The sequence below is a fragment of the Mesorhizobium sp. M0898 genome, from assembly GCF_040319695.1.
Taxonomy (GTDB): Bacteria; Pseudomonadota; Alphaproteobacteria; order Rhizobiales; family Rhizobiaceae; genus Mesorhizobium.
The window spans coordinates 191,068-210,000 of sequence record NZ_JAMYOE010000004.1 but is presented as its reverse complement, the minus strand read 5'-3'; the positions used below and the strand labels follow the sequence as shown (position 1 = coordinate 210,000).

Annotated in this window: 12 protein-coding genes; 9 read left to right on the top strand and 3 right to left on the bottom strand. The window is 62.9% G+C overall.

The window, feature by feature from the left end; translation table 11 throughout:
* Positions 1–19: 19 nt before the first annotated feature.
* The 9 genes from NKH90_RS08240 (at position 20) to NKH90_RS08200 (ending at position 12,368) form a co-directional block, all read left to right on the top strand.
* Entirely contained in the window at positions 20–3,499 is a 3,480-nt protein-coding gene (locus NKH90_RS08240) for an indolepyruvate ferredoxin oxidoreductase family protein (RefSeq protein WP_352818646.1), read from the top strand.
* A gap of 152 nt (positions 3,500–3,651) precedes the next feature.
* Positions 3,652–5,973, top strand: coding sequence for a putative bifunctional diguanylate cyclase/phosphodiesterase (locus NKH90_RS08235; protein ID WP_352452207.1), 2,322 nt, complete (start codon positions 3,652–3,654; stop codon positions 5,971–5,973).
* Positions 5,974–6,123: 150 nt separating this feature from the next.
* On the top strand, positions 6,124–6,906 hold the full coding sequence (locus NKH90_RS08230; RefSeq protein ID WP_352469883.1) for an N-acyl amino acid synthase FeeM domain-containing protein: 783 nt from the start codon (positions 6,124–6,126) through the stop codon (positions 6,904–6,906).
* 119 nt (positions 6,907–7,025) lie between these two features.
* Positions 7,026–7,175, top strand: a complete 150-nt coding sequence (locus NKH90_RS08225) for a DUF3096 domain-containing protein (RefSeq protein WP_352469885.1) — start codon at positions 7,026–7,028, stop codon at positions 7,173–7,175.
* Between the two features lie 173 nt (positions 7,176–7,348).
* Positions 7,349–7,573 (top strand): aa3-type cytochrome c oxidase subunit IV, encoded by a 225-nt coding sequence (locus NKH90_RS08220; RefSeq protein ID WP_023676259.1) that lies wholly within the window; start codon positions 7,349–7,351, stop codon positions 7,571–7,573.
* A gap of 81 nt (positions 7,574–7,654) precedes the next feature.
* The gene (locus NKH90_RS08215; protein ID WP_352767303.1) at positions 7,655–8,929 is read left to right on the top strand and encodes a Re/Si-specific NAD(P)(+) transhydrogenase subunit alpha; all 1,275 of its coding nucleotides are present in this window, start codon (positions 7,655–7,657) and stop codon (positions 8,927–8,929) included.
* Positions 8,929–9,351, top strand: coding sequence for an NAD(P) transhydrogenase subunit alpha part 2 (locus NKH90_RS08210; protein WP_036238371.1), 423 nt, complete (start codon positions 8,929–8,931; stop codon positions 9,349–9,351). Before NKH90_RS08215 ends, NKH90_RS08210 begins: the two co-directional genes overlap by 1 nt.
* Before the next feature lie 6 nt (positions 9,352–9,357).
* A complete protein-coding gene (locus tag NKH90_RS08205) occupies positions 9,358–10,755 on the top strand; it encodes an NAD(P)(+) transhydrogenase (Re/Si-specific) subunit beta (RefSeq protein WP_352469888.1) in 1,398 nt (465 codons plus the stop codon).
* 92 nt (positions 10,756–10,847) lie between these two features.
* Positions 10,848–12,368: a hypothetical protein gene (locus tag NKH90_RS08200; RefSeq protein ID WP_352818641.1), complete on the top strand. Its 1,521-nt coding sequence runs from the start codon at positions 10,848–10,850 to the stop codon at positions 12,366–12,368.
* 88 nt (positions 12,369–12,456) lie between these two features.
* Here the strand turns inward: NKH90_RS08200 and NKH90_RS08195 are convergent, their stop codons facing one another.
* From NKH90_RS08195 to NKH90_RS08185, 3 genes are all read right to left on the bottom strand, one after another.
* Positions 12,457–13,374, bottom strand: a complete 918-nt coding sequence (locus NKH90_RS08195; protein WP_352454725.1) for a hypothetical protein — start codon at positions 13,372–13,374, stop codon at positions 12,457–12,459.
* A gap of 245 nt (positions 13,375–13,619) precedes the next feature.
* Entirely contained in the window at positions 13,620–16,091 is a 2,472-nt protein-coding gene (gene gyrB / locus NKH90_RS08190) for a DNA topoisomerase (ATP-hydrolyzing) subunit B (RefSeq protein WP_352453677.1), read from the bottom strand.
* A 146-nt stretch (positions 16,092–16,237) separates the two neighbouring features.
* Positions 16,238–18,904, bottom strand: coding sequence for a caspase family protein (locus NKH90_RS08185; RefSeq protein WP_352818638.1), 2,667 nt, complete (start codon positions 18,902–18,904; stop codon positions 16,238–16,240).
* Between the last annotated feature and the right edge of the window lie 29 nt (positions 18,905–18,933).

The following is an 18,933-nucleotide window of genomic DNA, read 5'->3' as shown; positions in this document are numbered from 1 at the left end:
TCCGCACAGGAAATGCCTGATGACGCTGCACAATGTCGCGCTCGACGACAAGTTCGACCTGGCAAAGGAGCGCATCTTCCTGTCGGGTGCCCAGGCAGTCATCCGCATGCTTCTGATGCAGCGCGAGCGCGACCGCCGGGCTGGCCTGAACACCGCCGGTTTCGTCTCCGGCTATCGCGGCTCGCCGCTCGGCGGCCTCGACATGCAGCTGTGGAAGGCCAGGAACCAGCTCGCGCAGTCGGACATCGTCTTCCAGCCCGGTCTCAACGAGGAGCTCGCCGCCACCGCCTGCTGGGGCTCGCAGCAGGCCGAATTGCTGGGCGAGGGTACCCATGACGGCGTTTTTTCGGTCTGGTACGGCAAGGGTCCGGGCGTCGACCGCTCCGGCGACGTGTTCCGCCACGCCAATCTCGCCGGGTCGTCGAAACATGGCGGCGTGCTGGCTCTGATGGGCGACGACCACATGGCCGAATCCTCGACCAACGCGCATGCCACCGAGTTCCTGTTCGTCGACACCATGGTGCCGATCCTTAATCCGGCCGGCGTCCAGGAGATCATCGACTACGGCCTTTACGGCTTTGCCATGTCGCGTTTTGCCGGCACCTGGGCGGCGATCAAATGCGTCAAGGACAACATCGAATCGACAGCCTCGGTCGATGCCGCGCTTGACCGGCTAGATATCGTCATTCCGGACTTCGACATGCCGCCCGGCGGCCTCAACATCCGTAACGAGATCGACATGCTCGGCCAGGAGGAGCGGTTGCATGAATACAAGCGCGCCGCCGCTTCTGCGTTCATCCACGCCAATGGGCTGAATCGGATCGTCTATTCGGGCGGCACCAGCGCCAAGCTTGGCATCGTCACCATCGGCAAGAGTTATCTCGATGTTCGCCAGGCGCTGGAGGATATCGGCGTCGACGAAGCGGCCGCCAGTCGTATCGGTATCAGGCTGTTCAAGGTCGGCTGCCCGTGGCCGCTCGACCTGCAACACATCGCCGACTTTGCTCGCGGCCTCGATACCATCGTCGTCGTCGAGGAGAAACGCTCGCTGATCGAGGTGCAACTGCGCGAGAACCTTTACGGCACCGCGACGCAGCCGGTCATCGTCGGCAAGAAGGACGAGACCGGCGACTGGCTGTTCCCGGCCAAGGGCGCGCTCGACCCCAACGATATTGCCATCGCGCTCGGCGAGAGGATTTTGCGAACGATCGGCCCGTCGGAAGAAATCGCCGCGCGGGTTGCGAAATTGCGCCAGTTCCAGGCGATGCTGGCCGACACGTCAGACATCGCCTCGCGCACGCCCTTCTTCTGCTCCGGCTGCCCACACAATTCCTCGACCAAGGTGCCGGACGGCTCGCTCGCCGCCGCCGGAATCGGCTGTCATTTCATGGCGCTGTGGATGGACCGCAACACCGTCGGCTTCACCGCCATGGGCGGCGAGGGCGCGCAGTGGGTCGGCCAGGCGCCGTTCTCGAAGCGCGAGCACATCTTCCAGAATCTGGGCGATGGCACTTACAACCACTCGGGTGTGCTGGCGATACGCTTCGCGCTGTCGACCGACGCCAACATCACCTACAAGATCCTCTACAATGACGCCGTCGCGATGACCGGTGGGCAGCCGCACGAGGGCGGCCTGACGGTAGACATGATCGCAAGGCAGGTGCGCGCCGAGGGCGTGGAGCGCATCGCCATCGTCACCGACGAGCCGGACAAATATACCGGCAAGGTGGAATTTCCCGCCGGCGCCACCATCCATCACCGCGACGACCTCGATCTCGTCCAGCGCGAGTTGCGTTCGGTCAAAGGCGTCTCGGTGCTGCTCTACGACCAGACCTGCGCCGCCGAGAAGCGTCGCCGCCGCAAGCGCGGCACCTTCCCCGATCCGGACAAGCGTATCTTCATCAACGAGCTGGTCTGCGAAGGCTGCGGCGATTGCGGCGTGCAGTCGAATTGCGTCTCGATCCAGCCGGTCGAGACCGAATTCGGCCGCAAGCGCAAGATCGACCAGTCGAGCTGCAACAAGGACTTCTCTTGCGTCAACGGTTTCTGCCCCTCCTTCGTCACCGTTCACGGCGCCAAAATCAGGAAAGCCGAAGGCATAGCCGGCGCGGCCGACCCGCTCGCGGGGGTGCCGGCGCCGGCGCAATTTGCGCTCGGTGAACAAGGCTGGGCGGCGATCATCGACGGTGTCGGCGGCACCGGCGTCGTCACCATAGGCGCGGTGCTGGGTATGGCCGCGCACCTGGAAGGCAAGGGCTGCGGCATGATCGACATGGCCGGCCTCGCCCAGAAGGGCGGCTCGGTGTTCACCCATGTCCGCATCGCCCGCACGCCGGACGACATCCACGCCATTCGGGTATCGGCCGGCAAGGCCGATCTCGTGCTCGGCTGCGATCTCGTCGTTTCAGGTGCCAAGAAGGTGTTGGCCGCGGTGCGCGAAGGCCATACCATCTTCCTCGCCAACACTGCCGAGATCATGCCGGGCGAGTTCGCCCGTTCGGCCGATTTCTCGCTGCCCGTCGAGCGGCTGAAGAAGGCGATAAGAACGGCCGCGGGCGACGACAGGACGCATTTCTTCGACGCTACCCGCACCGCCACTGCCCTGTTCGGCAGCTCGCTTGGTGCCAACATGTTCATGCTCGGATTCGCCTTCCAGCATGGCGGCTTGCCGCTGTCGACGGAGGCGGTCGAGAAGGCGATCGAGCTCAACGGCGAGGCGGTAGCGATGAATGTCGCGGCATTTCGCTGGGGCCGCCGCGCCGCCGACCAGCCGGATTTCGTCCGCAGCCTTCTCGCCCAGCCGGGCAAGGCCACGCAGCATGCCGCCATTGCCGAGACGCTGGACGATATCATTGCTCGCCGCGTCGGCTTCCTGACCGCCTACCAGAACGCCGCCTATGGCAAGCGCTATGCCGACAGACTGGCGGCGCTGCGCAAGGCCGAAACCAATGCTGTGCCCGGGTCGACCGTGGTGACCGAGGCTGCCGCAAAGAACCTGTTCAAGCTGATGGCGATCAAGGACGAATACGAGGTGGCGCGGCTTTATACGGACGGCTCCTTTGCCGCAGAGCTCGCAAAGCAGTTCCAGAGCTACGGCAAGCTTGAATTCCATCTCGCACCGCCGATCATGGGCAGGCGCGGCAGTGACGGGAAGCCGAAGAAATCGAGCTTTGGCCCGTGGATGATGAACGCGTTCCGCCTGCTGGCGGCAATGAAGGGCCTGCGCGGCACCGTTTTCGACCTGTTCGGCTACAGCGCCGAGAGGCGTATGGAGCGGCAGCTTCTTGCCCTCTATGAAGCCGACCTGGAACTTGTCGCCGGCGCGCTGGCGCCGGGCAAGATCGAGGTTGCTGCCGCGCTTGTTTCGGTACCGGCGCTCATCCGCGGCTTTGGCCACGTCAAGCAGGCCAGTGCCGAAAAAGCCGCCGGCGAACGCCAGCGTCTGCTCGACCGCCTCTCGACGGCGCCGCTGCGGCCGCAACTTCAAGCCGCCGAATAATTCAGCGCTGTGATACGCCTTGTTTACCTGAACGGTAGTTTCCCTGCTTCCGCCGCGTCACCAATGGATGTTGGCAGGGCTCGAAACGCCGCTCTAAACCTTTCTTAAGGCCAATGTGACACTGCTGGGTTCCCCAGGGTTGGGATCCAGGCGTGAATCTGAGACGAAAAAACGAGATTCCGGTCGACGTTTACATTCCGTTCGTGGAAACGCTGTTTCGCGACGGGTTCACGCTGTCGATCGGCCTTGTTGCGCAGACACTCCTCGTCATTCTGGTCTATTGGAAGACCATGGACTTGGCGTATCTTCTAGTTGCCGCTGGGCTCATCATTGTCGGTACTCTGCGCCTTCGCAACATCCGAAAATACGGGCGACTTCCTTCCCCGACGACGTGGGAAGAAGCCCATGATCGCGAAAACGATTACATAATTTTCGGTTCGATGCATGGTTTCATGCTTGGCGCGTTCTGTTTCGTCAGTATCTATCTGGCAAATGACAGCCACGACAACTATGCCGAAATAGCCTCTGTCTGCGTCACTCTGGCATCGGTCACGTCGATTGCCGGCCGCAATTATGGGTCGCCGCGGATGGTCATGATTTTTATCATAACCACCACATGGCCCATATCGCTTGGCTTTATCCTGCGCGGCGATATCTACCACATCATCCTCGGTCTGATGTCGGCCCCTTTTCTGTTTGCGATCAAACGGTTCGCCGACATCGTCCGCGAAGTCCTGTTTACCGCCCTGTCGGAGGAAAAGAAGGCGAACCGCATCGCGCAGCGTTTCAACCGCGCGCTCAACACCATGTCGCATGGCCTTGTCATGCTTGGTCCCGACGGCCGGGTGGCGGTGGCCAATGCCGAAGCCGCGCACCTGATGTCGCTCAAATCGGCCGATGCGCTGCTAGGCCGCTCGATCCACGGTCTGCTGATGCGCGGCGCTGCAGGCGGCATGCTGGCGCCGAAAGATTGCCGTTACATCGAAGCCCAGCTGACGCGTGCGTTGCGCGAGGGCCGCGACCGCAAGGTCCTGGTCTCGCTCACCAACGGCCAGCACTATGAATTTTCGGCGCGCGAAGGCAGCCAGGAACTGGGCGTCGTCACTTTCGAGGATGTGACCGCCCGGGTCGAGGCGGAAGACAAGATCCGCTTCATGGCGCGCTACGACAGTCTCACCGGCCTGCCCAACCGCGCCTACTTCCACGAGTTGGTGGTGGAAGCCATGGCCTCAGGGGATCCCGAGCGTCTCTGCGGGCTGGTGGTGCTCGATCTCGATGATTTCAAGAGCGTCAACGACACGCTCGGCCATCCGGTCGGCGACGGATTGATCTACGCCGTTGCCGAGCGGCTGGCGGCAGTCGCTGGGCCAGGCATCACCGTCAGCCGCTTCGGCGGCGACGAGTTCATGATCTTCTTCGAGCGCATCGAGGATGAAAGCCACCTGACCGGCCAGGTTGACGAGATCTTTGTCAATCTACAGGGCGAGGTCGATGTCGCCGGCCACGGATTACGCATCCAGGCCTCCGGCGGCGCGGTGCTGTCGCGGGTCAAGGATACCGACGTTGACGCCATGATCGTCAAAGCCGACCTTGCACTCTACAAGGCCAAGGAGCTTGGCAAGAACGGTTGGCGGCTGTTCGAGGCCTCCATGGATGCTGCCTTCCGCAGCCGTCAGCTGATGAAGGCGGACCTGCGCAGCGCCGTGGAAAACAACGAATTGCGGGTGGTCTATCAGCCGATCGTCGCGATGAGCACGATGCGTATCGCCAGTTGCGAAGCGCTGTGCCGCTGGGATCATCCCGATCTCGGGCCGATTTCCCCCGGTATCTTTATTCCGCTGGCGGAGGAAATGGGGATTATTTCCGACATCAGCACCTTCGTCCTGCATGCGGCCTGCACGGAATGCGCCAAATGGCCGGCCCAGACCAGCGTGTCGGTCAATCTCTCGGCCAAGGATTTCCGCAACCGTGATGTCATCCAGAAGGTTCGCGACGCGCTGGCTGAATCCGGTCTCTCCGCCGGACGTCTGGAGATTGAGGTCACCGAGACGGCGCTGCTCGACGACAAGTCGCTGACACGCCAATATATCGAGGAGTTGAAGCGGCTCGGCGTGCGCATTGCGCTCGACGATTTCGGTACCGGGTATTCGAGCCTCAGCTATCTCCACAAACTGCCGCTCGACAAAATCAAGATCGACCGCTCGTTCCTGATGGATGTCACTCAGAACAGCCGGTCGCTCGAATTGCTCAAGGGCATCGTCAACCTGTCACGGCCGCTGGGACTTTCGGTTACCGTCGAAGGTGTCGAGACCTTCGAACAGCTCAAGATCCTGGCATTGCAGGTCAAGCCGGACCTGGTCCAGGGCTTTCTGTTCGGGTCGGCACTCAGCGCGTCCGGCATCGAGACGATGTCGAGCACCGTCTGGCCCTTTGCCAAGGACATCCAGACGGCAAGGAAGGCGCCGCGGCGCTGACTTCGCGCTGAAAACCCGCGTATTTTAGTATAATTTTATTAATTGTTAACCTTAACGAGCGGTAAACGAGCTCCTACTTATTTTCATCTTTACATCTCATGACCCGTCCGTAGTGTCGGCTGGTGGCGGTAATCGCGGGGAATAGAGTTCATGTGTGCCCAGTTGAGTTCGCTCGGCCATGCGGCGGGCGCTGGTGGGAAAGATGCGTCCGAGACCATGTCCAGCTTCGCGCAACATGTTTATGCGCTGCTTGACCGGACGGAGTACCGACGCTGTGAAAGCGGCGAGGACTTCGAAAACATTTACAGGCTGCGCTACAATTCCTATCGGATGAACGATCTGGTGCCCGAGAATGCGTCTCGTCAGGTCCATGACGAGTTTGACGAACTGCCCAATTGCCATACGTTCGGAATCTATATCGAGGGGCGGCTGGTCAGCACAATGCGCCTGCATAACGTGTCTGCTGATAACGCCACATCACCAGCGCTCAGCGTCTACAAGGACTTGTTGATGCCGCGTCTGGCGGCCGGCGAAGTCTTTATCGACCCGAGCCGTTTTGCCGTGGACGCCGAATGGTCACGGCTTTACCCGCAGATCCCGTATGTGACGCTGCGCCTTGCGGGCATGGCTTGCTTCCATTTCGGCGCGCCTTATTGCATATCCATGATCCGCGAGGACCATGCGGCTTTCTACAAGCGCATCTATCGGGCGCGACCGATTGGCGATGCGCGGCCCTATGCCGGCGTGATCAACTGTTTCGCGCTGCTTTATCAAGCCGATGTCCTGGCGATCAAGAATGAAACCTACGCTCGCTTTCCGTTCTTCCGTTCGACGCCAATGGAGCAGCGCATGTTGTTCGATACGCCCGGTGCCGGCGAACTCGCCCCGCTGACCATCCTGCCCACCGCCAAGTATTTTCGCGAAGCCGCCTGAACGAGCCCATGGAGCCTTCCGGTCGCTTCGGCGTTCTGGGCAAGGGTGCTGGTGGTAGGTCGGCATGGCCGGCATCCACCAAGCATCGCTTCGATAGCCATCCGATCAAAGGAACCGACATGACCATTTCCACGCTCGCCCTCACCCCGCTCATCGCCCTGATCGCAGGCGTGCTGATCCTGGTGATGCCGCGGCTGCTCAATTATATCGTCGCCCTTTATCTGATCGTTGTCGGCCTGCTCGGGCTGTTCCCGCATCTCGCCGGCTAACGGCATCGGCAATAGCGGACCTGCCATCCATTGTGATTGGTATCGCCGCGCTCCGCGCAGCGATTTCAAGTTTTACTTGAGATTGTTGGCTGCGGCGATGCGGCAATAGCGCCATTGCCCTTAACGCGGCTTTTCGCTATGTGCCTGAAAGATGTCTTCGAAGGGGTATTCCAATGGCTGAACACACGCCGACCGGTCCTGTCGAACTAGGCGCGAAGATGGACTATGCCGAGCACGACCGCACCTATGCCGGCTTTGTGATGCTGGCCAAATATGGGTCGCTATTTTGCGCCGCCGTGCTTCTTGCCATGGCGTTCGGCTTCTTTGTGGGCGGCTTCTTCTCGGGGACTATCCTATTCGTGCTGATCCTGGCCATCGGCGCCTTTATTCTCCGATAACTCCTCCAACCTTTGTCGAAGGCGCCGCCGGGGTCGGTCGATGTCTTGCGGTAACAGGGTTCCGGCCGAAAGGATCATGCGGTGGGACAGACGGTTTTCATCCCTCGTGAGCTCGACGCAAACGAGCCGCGCGTCGGGGCCTCCCCCGACACGGTGAAGCGGCTGGCGGCACTGGGTTTCGACGTGATTGTCGAAACCGGCGCCGGCACAGCGTCGCGCATTCCCGACGAGGAGTTCGCCCGGGTGGGCGCCGCGATCGGCAAGGCCGGCGATGCAGCCAGGGCCGATGTGGTGCTGAAGGTGCGCCGCCCCACGGACGCCGAGCTGAAGGGCTATAAGTCCGGCGCCGCTGTCATCGCGATCATGGATCCCTACGGCAACGACGCTGCCGTCGCAGCCCTTGCCAGGGCCGGTGTTACTGCCTTCTCCATGGAGTTCATGCCGCGCATCACCCGCGCCCAGTCGATGGACGTTCTATCCAGCCAGGCCAACCTCGCCGGCTATCAGGCGGTGATCGACGCGGCTGCCGAATATGACCGGGCGTTACCGATGATGATGACGGCGGCCGGCACCGTACCGGCAGCGAAGGCGTTCGTCATGGGCGTCGGCGTCGCCGGTCTGCAGGCCATCGCCACCGCGCGCCGCCTCGGCGCCGTGGTCACCGCCACCGACGTGCGCCCGGCCGCCAAGGAGCAGGTCGCCTCGCTCGGCGCAAAATTCCTGGCCGTCGAGGACGAGGAGTTCAAGGCGGCCGAGACGGCCGGCGGCTACGCCAAGGAAATGTCGAAGGAATACCAGGCCAAGCAGGCGGCGCTGACCGCCGAGCACATCGCCAAGCAGGACATCGTCATCACCACGGCGCTGATCCCCGGCCGTCCGGCGCCGAAGCTGGTCTCGGCGGCGATGGTCGCCTCGATGAAACCCGGCTCTGTGATCGTCGACCTCGCGGTCGAGCGCGGCGGCAATGTCGAGGGCGCCGAAGCCGGCAAGGTGGTGACCACCGCCAACGGGGTAAAGATCGTCGGCCATCTCAATGTTCCCGGTCGCGTCGCCGCCTCCGCTTCGCTTCTCTATGCCAGGAACCTCTATGCCTTCCTCGAGACGCTGGTCGACAAGGCGGCGAAGACGCTTGCCATCAATCACGATGACGAACTGGTCAAGGCGACGATGCTGACCGATGCTGGCAAGATCGTGCATCCGGCTTTCGCAAAGGCTGAGCAGGAGCCGCCAAAGGGCCAATATGTCGAGCCACCGGCCATTCCGGCCAGGACGATGGTTGCCGAGGCTTCGGCGAAGCCGGCTGCGAAGAAAACGGCCGCTTCGAGGAAGCCCAAGACCACCGGAGGGATCGCGTGATGGACCAGACCCTGCAGAAAGCCCTCGACCAGCTCGACCAGGCGACAGCTGCCGTGCGGCTCGCGGTGCAGAACCTGGCGGCCGCGCCCGGCACCGAGGCGGCGGGTGACGCCGCTCACGCGCTGTCCGGCGGTGCCATCGATCCCTTCGTCTTTCGCTTCGCCATCTTTGTCCTGGCGATCTTCGTCGGCTACTACGTCGTGTGGTCCGTCACGCCGGCACTGCACACGCCGCTGATGGCGGTCACCAACGCCATTTCCTCGGTCATCGTCGTCGGCGCGCTGCTGGCCGTCGGCATCTCGGCCTCAGGGCTTGCCACCGGCTTCGGCTTCGTTGCTCTGATGCTGGTATCGGTCAACATCTTCGGCGGCTTCCTCGTCACCCAGCGCATGCTGGCCATGTACAAGAAGAAGGAAAAGTAGGCCGCTATGAACGCCAACTTCGCCTCCTTTCTCTATCTGGTCTCCGGCATCCTGTTCATCCTCGCATTGCGCGGCCTGTCGCATCCGACCACCAGCCGCCAGGGCAACATGTACGGTATGATCGGCATGGGCATCGCCATCGCCACGACGCTGGCGCTGGCGACCCCTTCGGCCGGGCGCTTCGGCCTCATAGTGCTCGGGCTGCTGATAGGCGGCTCGGCCGGTGCGGTCACGGCACGGCGCATTGCCATGACCTCGATGCCGCAGCTGGTCGCCGCCTTCCACTCGCTGGTCGGTCTTGCCGCGGTCATGGTGGCGGCCGCCGCCATCTATGCACCGGAAAGCTTCGGCATCGGCACCGTCGCCGATATTCATGCCCAGGCACTGATCGAGATGAGCCTCGGCGTTGCCATAGGTGCCATCACCTTCACCGGCTCGGTCATCGCCTTCTTGAAGCTTGACGGCCGCATGTCGGGCAAGCCGATCATGATCGGTGGCCGCCACTTCATCAACGCGGCCCTGGGCATTGCGCTGATCGTGCTGATCGTGCTGCTCGTCACCACCGAGTCCAAGGTGGTGTTCTGGCTGATCGTTGCCGCCTCGCTGGCGCTGGGTGTGCTTCTCATCATCCCGATCGGTGGCGCCGATATGCCGGTGGTCGTGTCGATGCTGAATTCCTATTCGGGCTGGGCCGCGGCCGCCCTGGGCTTCACGCTCGGCAATCTGGCGCTGATCATCACCGGCGCGCTGGTCGGCTCGTCGGGCGCCATCCTGTCTTACATCATGTGCAAAGGCATGAACCGGAGCTTCATCTCGGTCATCCTCGGCGGCTTCGGCGGCGAGACATCAGCCATTGCCAACGACGGCATCGAGCGCACGGTCAAGCAGGGCTCGGCCGAGGACGCCGCCTATCTGATGATGAATGCGCAAAAGGTCATCATCGTGCCGGGCTACGGCATGGCCGTCGCCCAGGCGCAGCACGCGCTGCGCGAGATGGCCGACAAGCTCAAGGCCAACGGCGTCGACGTCAAATACGCCATCCACCCGGTTGCCGGCCGCATGCCCGGCCACATGAACGTGCTCTTGGCCGAAGCCAACGTGCCTTATGACGAAGTGTTCGAGCTGGAGGACGTCAACTCTGAGTTCGCGCAGGCCGACGTCGCCTATGTCATCGGCGCCAACGACGTCACCAATCCCTCGGCCCGTGACGACAAGTCGTCACCGATCTACGGCATGCCGATCCTCGATGTCGACAAGGCCCGCACCTGCCTGTTCGTCAAGCGCTCGCTCGGCTCCGGCTATGCCGGCATCGACAACACGCTGTTCTACAAGGACGGCACCATGATGCTGCTCGGCGACGCCAAGAAGATGACCGAGGAGATCGTCAAAGCGATAGATCACTGAAACGGCGTCGCTGCCAACTCACTGCCGATCGTCGAATACAGCCCGGCTCCGCACCGGGCTTTTTCTTGGCTGCTACCGGTTCTGAAGCTACGATGCCGACCCGTCGTCTTGCTAACGGCGTCATCGTGGAGGTGCTGGTGCCCGACCCTGGTTCTGCTGCATTGCCGGCCGCCGATCTGACCGCAGCAGAGAAGGCGCCACGCAAGCGCAGCCAGGCGGTAGTGGTCGTGCACGGCATGGGCGAGCAGCGTCCCATGGACACGTTGAGGGAGTTTGTCCAGGCCGTATGGAGCCACGATCCGGCCCGTGCACCGTTCTATGCCCATATCCCCGATCCGGCCGACCCGATGGGTGCGAAGATCAACCAGAGCTGGATCACGCCCGACAGTCGGACCAATTCGCACGAACTCCGCCGGATCACCACGCCCTATGATGTCGATGGCCGCCGCACCGATTTCTACGAGCTTTACTGGGCCGACATCACCCAGGGCACGACCCGAAGCCGCCTTGCTGCCTGGGTGACGACCCTGCTCTGGCGCAAGCCGGCCGATATTCCGCGCGATGTGCTCAAACTCTATGTCGTCACGCTTTTGGCCACCATCGTCGTCCTCGGCGCGGCGCTGGCGCTCGCAACGTCGACCTGGCAAGGCTACATCTCCTGGACGACCGGTGTGCTTGTCACGGTTCTGGCGTCGTTCGTCATCTGGTCGGTGGACCAGTTTGGCTTGCCTTATTTCGGCGACGTCGCCGCCTATGTGCGCGCCGAAGCGGCAACGGTCGAGAAGCGGGCGCTGGTCCGCGAGCGTGGCCTCAAGCTGCTGAAGCGTCTCATGATGGACGATGCCTATGACCGCATCGTGCTGGTCTCGCACAGCCTCGGGTCGATCATCGCCTATGATCTCTTGCAGATATTGTGGGCCGATTTCAGGCCTAGAAAGTTGGAAGCCATTCGCGACAAAGCGAGGCTGAAGGCGATCCACGCCGTCGACAAGGCGACGCTCGCCGCCGATGCCTCCGCTTGGCCCGACAGCCTCGATGACCTCCCCGCATTCCGGCGCAGCCAATGGGAGCTCTACCGGCAGCTTCGCGTCGGCGACGCCGATCATCCGCTGCCGTGGAAGATCAGCGATTTCGTCACGCTCGGCAGTCCGCTGACCCACAGCGAGTTTCTGGTGACCTACAACCTCGCCGAATTCAGGCGCGGCATCGCCGAGCGCCTGTTTTCAGCATGCCCGCCGATCGCCGACAGAGCGGCGGGCGGGACCATGCTCTACCAGGAAGGGCGCAGCCATTCCGGCAAGCCGCAGCGGGCAGTGCATCATGGCGCGGTGTTTGCCGCGACACGCTGGACCAATATTTTCGACAGGGGCAATGGCTGGCTGACCGGCGACCCGATTTCAGGGCGGATGACGGAAAATTTTGGTCCCGGCGTGGAAAACATCCAGGTCGAGCTGCGCGGCTCGGGCGGCCGCGTCTTCACGCACAGGCTCTACTGGTCGCTGACGGCGAGCGGCGTCGAGGTCGACGCGCTGGCCGGCGTACAGCCGCGCTCGCACCTTGCCGTGCTGCGCGATGCGGTCGATCTCGGCCGCAAACTGGAAGCTGAGCTGTAGGCGGCAAGCAATGCGCGGCGGCAGTTCAAAGCAAGGTCCCCTTCGGGCGTAATCTTCCCGAAGCGGACCGAGTTCGCTTAGTCACCGATCAACGATTGGTCAGGAAAATCGCTTCCTCGTCGTCGCGCTGCCTGCCGCCAAGTGCTGCAGCCGCGCTGGCAATGAAGGCCCCGACGACCAGCGACAGCGCGCCAATCAGCGAGAAGGTGGCGCCTGCCTTTCTGGCGGTGTCGGCCGCCTGCTGGGCCTTGACCTTGGCGTCCTGCGCTCTGGCGATTACCGTATCGACGCGAGCGGTGGCATCCGCTTCGGACAGGCCTGTGCGGGCGGCCACCAGCCGCGACAGATAGGTCTTGTCGTCGGCCGATATTTCGCCTGCTGCGGCACTCGCGACTAGAATGCGCGATGCCTGCGCCGTTGCCGCGGCGTCGCTCTCCGGGTTGGCGGCAGCGAGCCTTGCCGGATCGGCCGGGCGGAACAGCGTATCGACGAAATACCATGTGGCGTTGTCGGTCGAGGCGCTACCCGCGTTTGCAGCAGCACCTGCCGAAGCGCCCATTGCCGCGCCCGATGCCACAGTCGAAGCAGCCTGGACACCGGTACCTATCGCGGCCGAAAGCGCCGTGCCGAGCACGCCGGCGACGAGCAGCGTCGCCAGCGCCCAGGCCAGGAAGCCGTGAGCGGTATCGCGGAAGAAGACTTCATCGGTGTGGATGCCGACCCATTTGGTGCGCAGGCGTCCGGCGAGGTAGCCACCCAGGGCCGACGACAGCCACTGCACGACGATCAGCCAGACGGCGGTGGAAACGGCGAAAGTGGTGACTGACGCACCCGAGCCGGACCATGGCGACACCATGCTCAGCCCAAGCCCGGAGCCGAGCAGCATCAAGATGAAGGTAAGCGTTGACGCAGCAAAGGCGCCGGCGACGATTGGCCCCCAGCTGACAGCAGTGGAAGCGGATTCCGTCGGGGCGGAAACGTCGACAGCTGTTACGGTGGACTGCATCGAAGCCTCCCTACCGTGCGAACAGCATGATCAGAATAATGATCGGAATTGGGACTCCGAGAAGCCAGAGCAAAATGCCACGTCCCATGGATGCCTCCTGCGGCGATTGTGATCAACTACAATGCCTTGAAAGCCTTTCCGTTCCGGCGGTCCTGGTGATCTTTGTTGCGTTGCAGCAGTCGTATTGGTGCGCCAAGGCGCACCAATACACTTCATGCCTGCTGGCTGGGTATCTGGATGGCGGCTCAGATGTCCAGATTGGCAACCGACAGCGCGTTTTCCTGGATGAATTCGCGCCTTGGCTCGACCTCGTCGCCCATCAGCCGTGAAAACAAGCTGTCCGCATCAGTCGCGTCATTGACCTTGACCTGTAACAGCGAGCGCACATTCGGGTCGAGCGTCGTTTCCCAGAGCTGCTCGGCGTTCATTTCGCCAAGGCCCTTGTAGCGCTGCATGGTCAGGCCCTTGCGGCCGGTGGCAAACACGGCATTGAGCAGTGCCAGCGGCCCCGAAATGGTTTCCGAGACATCCTTGCGGCGCAGCACCGGCGGCTCGCCGTAGATTTCCGCCAGGCGCGGCGCATAGCGGTCGAGCTGGCGTGCGTCGGCGGAATTGATCAATGCCAGGTCGAGATGCGCGAACTCCTTGACGCTGCGCACCGTTCGCTCGAAGACATAGCCGCCAATGCCCTCGTTCGAGGTCGACATGCGGCCGATCCAGCCGCGCTCGGTGTCCTCGGCGATAATGTCGAGACGACGGGCAACACGCTCGGCCGTTTCGTTGGCGCGGCGGAGGTCGGTGAAGATCTCCGGGTTGAGCGCGCCGGCAATCGCTGCCTGCTCGACCACGCCTCTGTTATAGCGCGTGTGCAATCCGTTGATGAGCTGGCGGACAGCCAAGGCGTCGTCGATGGCGCTGCGCAGGTCCTGTCCAGCCCGCACCTCGCCTGTGCTGAGCGCAAGCGACGCTTCTTCCAGCCCGGAGCCGATCAGGAATTCCTCGAAGGCGGCTTCGTCCTTGATGTATTGCGAGCTCTTCCCGCGCGTCACCTTGTAGAGCGGCGGCTGCGCGATGTAGAGATGCCCGCGTTCGATCAGTTCCGGCATCTGCCGGAAGAAGAAGGTCAGCAGCAAGGTGCGGATGTGGGCGCCGTCGACATCGGCGTCGGTCATCAGGATGATCTTGTGGTAGCGCAGCTTGTCGGCGTTGAACTCGTCCTTGCCGATCGAGGTGCCGAGCGCGGTGATCAGCGTGCCGATCATGTCGGAGCCGAGCATGCGGTCGAAGCGGGCGCGCTCGACATTGAGGATCTTGCCGCGCAGCGGAAGAATGGCCTGGTTCTGGCGCGAACGGCCGCCCTTGGCCGAGCCGCCGGCGCTGTCGCCCTCGACGATAAAGATCTCGGATTTCGCCGGATCGCGCTCCTGGCAATCGGCCAGCTTGCCGGGCAGCGAGGTGACGCCGAGCGAACTCTTGCGGGTGATGTCGCGTGCCTTGCGCGCGGCTTCGCGCGCGGCAGCGGCCTGGATGACCTTCTCGATGACCGCCTTGCCCTCGGTCGGGTGCTCCTCGAGCCAGGTGCCGAGCGCTTCGTTGACAAGCCCTTCGACCACCGGGCGGACCTCGGACGACACCAGCTTGTCCTTGGTCTGCGAGGAGAATTTCGGGTCGGGAACCTTGACCGACAGCACCGCGGTCAGCCCTTCGCGGCAATCATCGCCGATCAGCGCCACTTTTTCCTTCTTGGTCAGGCCCGAGGAGTCGCCATAGCCGGTTATCTGGCGCGTCAGCGCACCGCGGAAGCCTGCCAGATGCGTGCCGCCGTCGCGTTGCGGGATGTTGTTGGTGAAGGCCAGCACGTTCTCGTGGTAGCTGTCATTCCACCACATGGCGACTTCAACCGTGATGCCGTCGCGCTCGGCGCGGATCGAGATCGGCTTGTCGAGCAACGGCTTCTTCGTCCGGTCGAGATATCGGACGAACTCTTCCAGCCCGCCATCGTAGTGCAGTTCATGGCGCACGATGTCGGCATGGCGGGCATCGGTCAAAACGATGCGCACGCCGGAGTTCAGGAAGGCGAGCTCGCGCAGCCGATGCTCCAGCGTACCGTAGTCGAATTCGACCATGGTGAAAGTCTCGGACGACGGCAAAAACGTGATTTCGCTGCCGCTGCGCCCTTCATAGGTGCCGGGGACCTTGTCTTGTTCATAACTGCCGGTGATGCGCAGCGGCGCGTCGGCATTGCCATGCGTGAAACTCATCTCGTAGATCTGGCCGTTGCGGCGGATCTTCAGTTTCAGCCAGGCCGACAGGGCGTTGACGACCGACACGCCGACGCCGTGCAGGCCGCCTGAGACCTTGTAGGAGTTCTGGTCGAACTTGCCGCCGGCATGCAGCTGCGTCATGATCACTTCGGCCGCTGAAATGCCTTCGCCGGTGTGGATATCGGTCGGAATGCCGCGGCCATTGTCGATGACCGTCACCGATCCGTCCGGATTGAGCGTCACTGTCACCAGGTCGGCATGGCCGGCCAGTGCTTCGTCGATGGCGTTGTCGACCACCTCATAGACCATGTGGTGCAGGCCCGAGCCGTCGTCGGTATCGCCGATATACATGCCCGGCCGCTTGCGAACGGCATCCAAGCCCTTCAAAACCTTGATGGAATCGGCGCCGTATTCGGCTTCAACGCCGTTGGCGATGTCGGTCTGGTCGCTCATGAAAACCTGTCTGATTGATGCCGTGTGCAGAGCGCGAAAAATCGGCTTCGAATCGCGCATTCCTAATGTCGTAGATATAGGCGCAAAAGGCGGTTTTTCCAAGGTTTGCAGGCATTTCGGAACGGAATGACCATCGCGTGAGCAGGCTATCGGCGCCTGGCTTCGATCCTGGCCAGCCGCTCACGTAAAAACTTGATCATGAACTTGTGGCGCGGTGCCAACCGCCCGCTCCGGTCGAGCTCGAGCGTCATGTCGAGCGCCTTGGAAAGCACAGCCTTCGGGTCCTTTGCGACTTGGGCGTAGTCGATATAGGCGACCACCAGGTCGCGCTGCCAGGTGGCGTTGTCCGGATCGGACCGGGCAAGTTTCTCGCGAATGGCCAGGCTGTCCTGAAGGGCTTGCCGGGCGCCCCTGACGTCGCGCTGCCTGAGGCGCAGCGTGGCGACTTCGGACAGCGTTATCGACAAGTCCCGCTGCCAGTCGGAATTGGCGGGATCGAGCTTGGCCAGCCTCTGCGCAATCGCGTAGCTGTCCAGATAGGCTTTCAGCGCGCCTTTGTGGTCGCCCTGTATCGCCAGGATGCCGGCGACTTTCTCGATGCACACGGACAGGTCGCGCTGCCATTCGGTGTTGTTCGGGTCGCCGGCGGCGAGCACGCTGGCCTGCGAAAGTGCCTCACGATAAGCCGAAAGTGCCGCCGGCCAATTCTGCTGGTCGCTCAGCGCATTGCCGATCTTGGCGTTGCCGACCGACAGGTCGCGCTTCAACTCGGTGTCGTCCGGATCGCGTTTCGCCAGTTGCTTGACGATCGCCAGACCTTCCTTGTAGGCCGCCAGCGCCCCGGCGGCGTCGCCGCGTTCGCGCAGCAGGTCGCCTATCGTATCGTGGCTGACCGAGACGTCACGCTGCCGGTCGGCGTCTCCCGGTTTGTCCGCCGCCAGCGCCAGCCGCACCTTCAGGCTCTCTTCATAGGCCGCCTGTGCGTTGTCCAGTTGGCCTGCGATATGGGCAAGGTGACCGATCTCATCGTAGGTGATGGTCAGGTCGCGCTGCAGTTCGGCACGGTCCGGCTCTCCGGCGGCGAGCTGTTTCTTGATCGACAGGCTTTCCTGGTAGACCTCTGCGGCGCCGGCCAGATCGCCTTGCGTCGCCAATACGTTGCCGATCTTGTCGTCGGCCATGGCGAGGTCGCCGAACCACTCCAGATTGTCCGGTTCTGCCTCGGTCAGGCCCTGCAGAATGGTCTTGGCGGTCTCATAATTCTGCAGCGCTGACGGCAGATTGCCTTGCGCCATCCGCACGTTGCCGAGCTTGACGTGGCTGACGGCGAAGTCGCGCTTCACGTTGAGATCGGTTTCATGATGCGACCGCCGCTCGAGATCGGCTTGCAGCGCCTCGAAGGCACGGCCAGCCGCATCGATATTGCCGACCGTGGTATACAGCTTGCCGAGCTCGTCCAGCGTGCGGATCAAGCGGTCGGCGTCGTCGAGCGACAGCACCACCTGTCCGGCTTCGTCATAAAGCGCGAGCACGGACTCATAGTCCTTGATGGCTGTGGCGTAGTCGAGGTCGGCGCGCGCCGCCCCGCCGGACAAATAGCGCGTTGCGGCCTCGGAGAGCGTGCGGCTGACGAAATTGGCCTTCAAAGCGTTGCGAGAGACACTGTCGATCTCGGCTGCCTCGGCGAGCTTTTTCCGCGCCGCATCGAACGCTCCCAGCGAAAGCTGCTCTTCGGCCTGCCGGCGCAACGCCGACACTCTGAGATCGTCGGATCCAAGCGTCTGCATTTCGCTCCGCACCTTGACGAAGGCGTCGGCTGCCTCACGCAGCCTGGCGTTCAGACTGTCCGCGGAGAGGTGGCCGGCATCGGAACTGATCAACGCGCCATAGAGCGGTGCCAGCGGCATGTCGGCGTCGCTGGCGATCTTCTCCACTTCGCCGCGCATCTGAGGCGTCACCTCGGCCATGGCCAGCAACAGGCGTTCGCGTTCCGGCAATTTCTCCTTGGCCGAGGCGGCAAAGAACAGCTGCGGCAGGCCGCTCTCGACATAGGGCAATTGCTTGCCGCGCGAGAGGTCGTAAACCTCCTGCTGCACGAGCGTCAGCACGGAGCGGATCTCGAGACCTTCGGTGCCGAGGTATTTCGTCAGCGCCGCGGTAAACGGCGAATTCTGGTCCGTCCCATCCGCGGCGGTCTCGCCGGGCGCCGCCGAGAAGGCAAACAGGATGTTTTCTGCCCGCCCGATGCGGCCAAGACCCGGCCGGACCTTGTCGCTGACCTCTTTTACCAGCGCCGTTGCGCCGCGGCCTTCGCCGCCCGTAGCCGCAAACGGATCGCTGCGGCAGGCATCGAGCACGATCAGTCCGACCTTGCTGGTGGCGGCGACGGTCGCGCGGATCTCCTCCAGCGGCAGGCTGGTCCGTTCCAGCGTAGCGAGCGACGACGCGTCTGCATCGACCGGCAGGAGCCGATTCTCGCCGGCTATCTCGACGCCGTGGCCGGAGAAGAACACCAGCGCCACGTCGGCGCCTTTGGCATCCTCGCGGAAATCGTCAAGCGCCCGGCGCATGCGCCGCAGGTCGCGGTTGGTTTCGAGGAAGACCTCGAAACCGAGCTTCCTCAGCACAGTTTCCATGATCTCGCCGTCATTGACGGGATTGGCGAGCGGCCGGATCAGCCGGTAGTCGTTCTCGGCGATGACCAGCGCAGCGCGCCGCTCCGCCATTGCAGCGGAGGCCGTCGAGAGGATCAGCAGCAAGGCAAACAGAAAACGCAAATCGAACCGCCCCGGCCCGGTCATTTGCCGGAGCATTCCATCTCTTTATGGCATGAGCAAGTTAT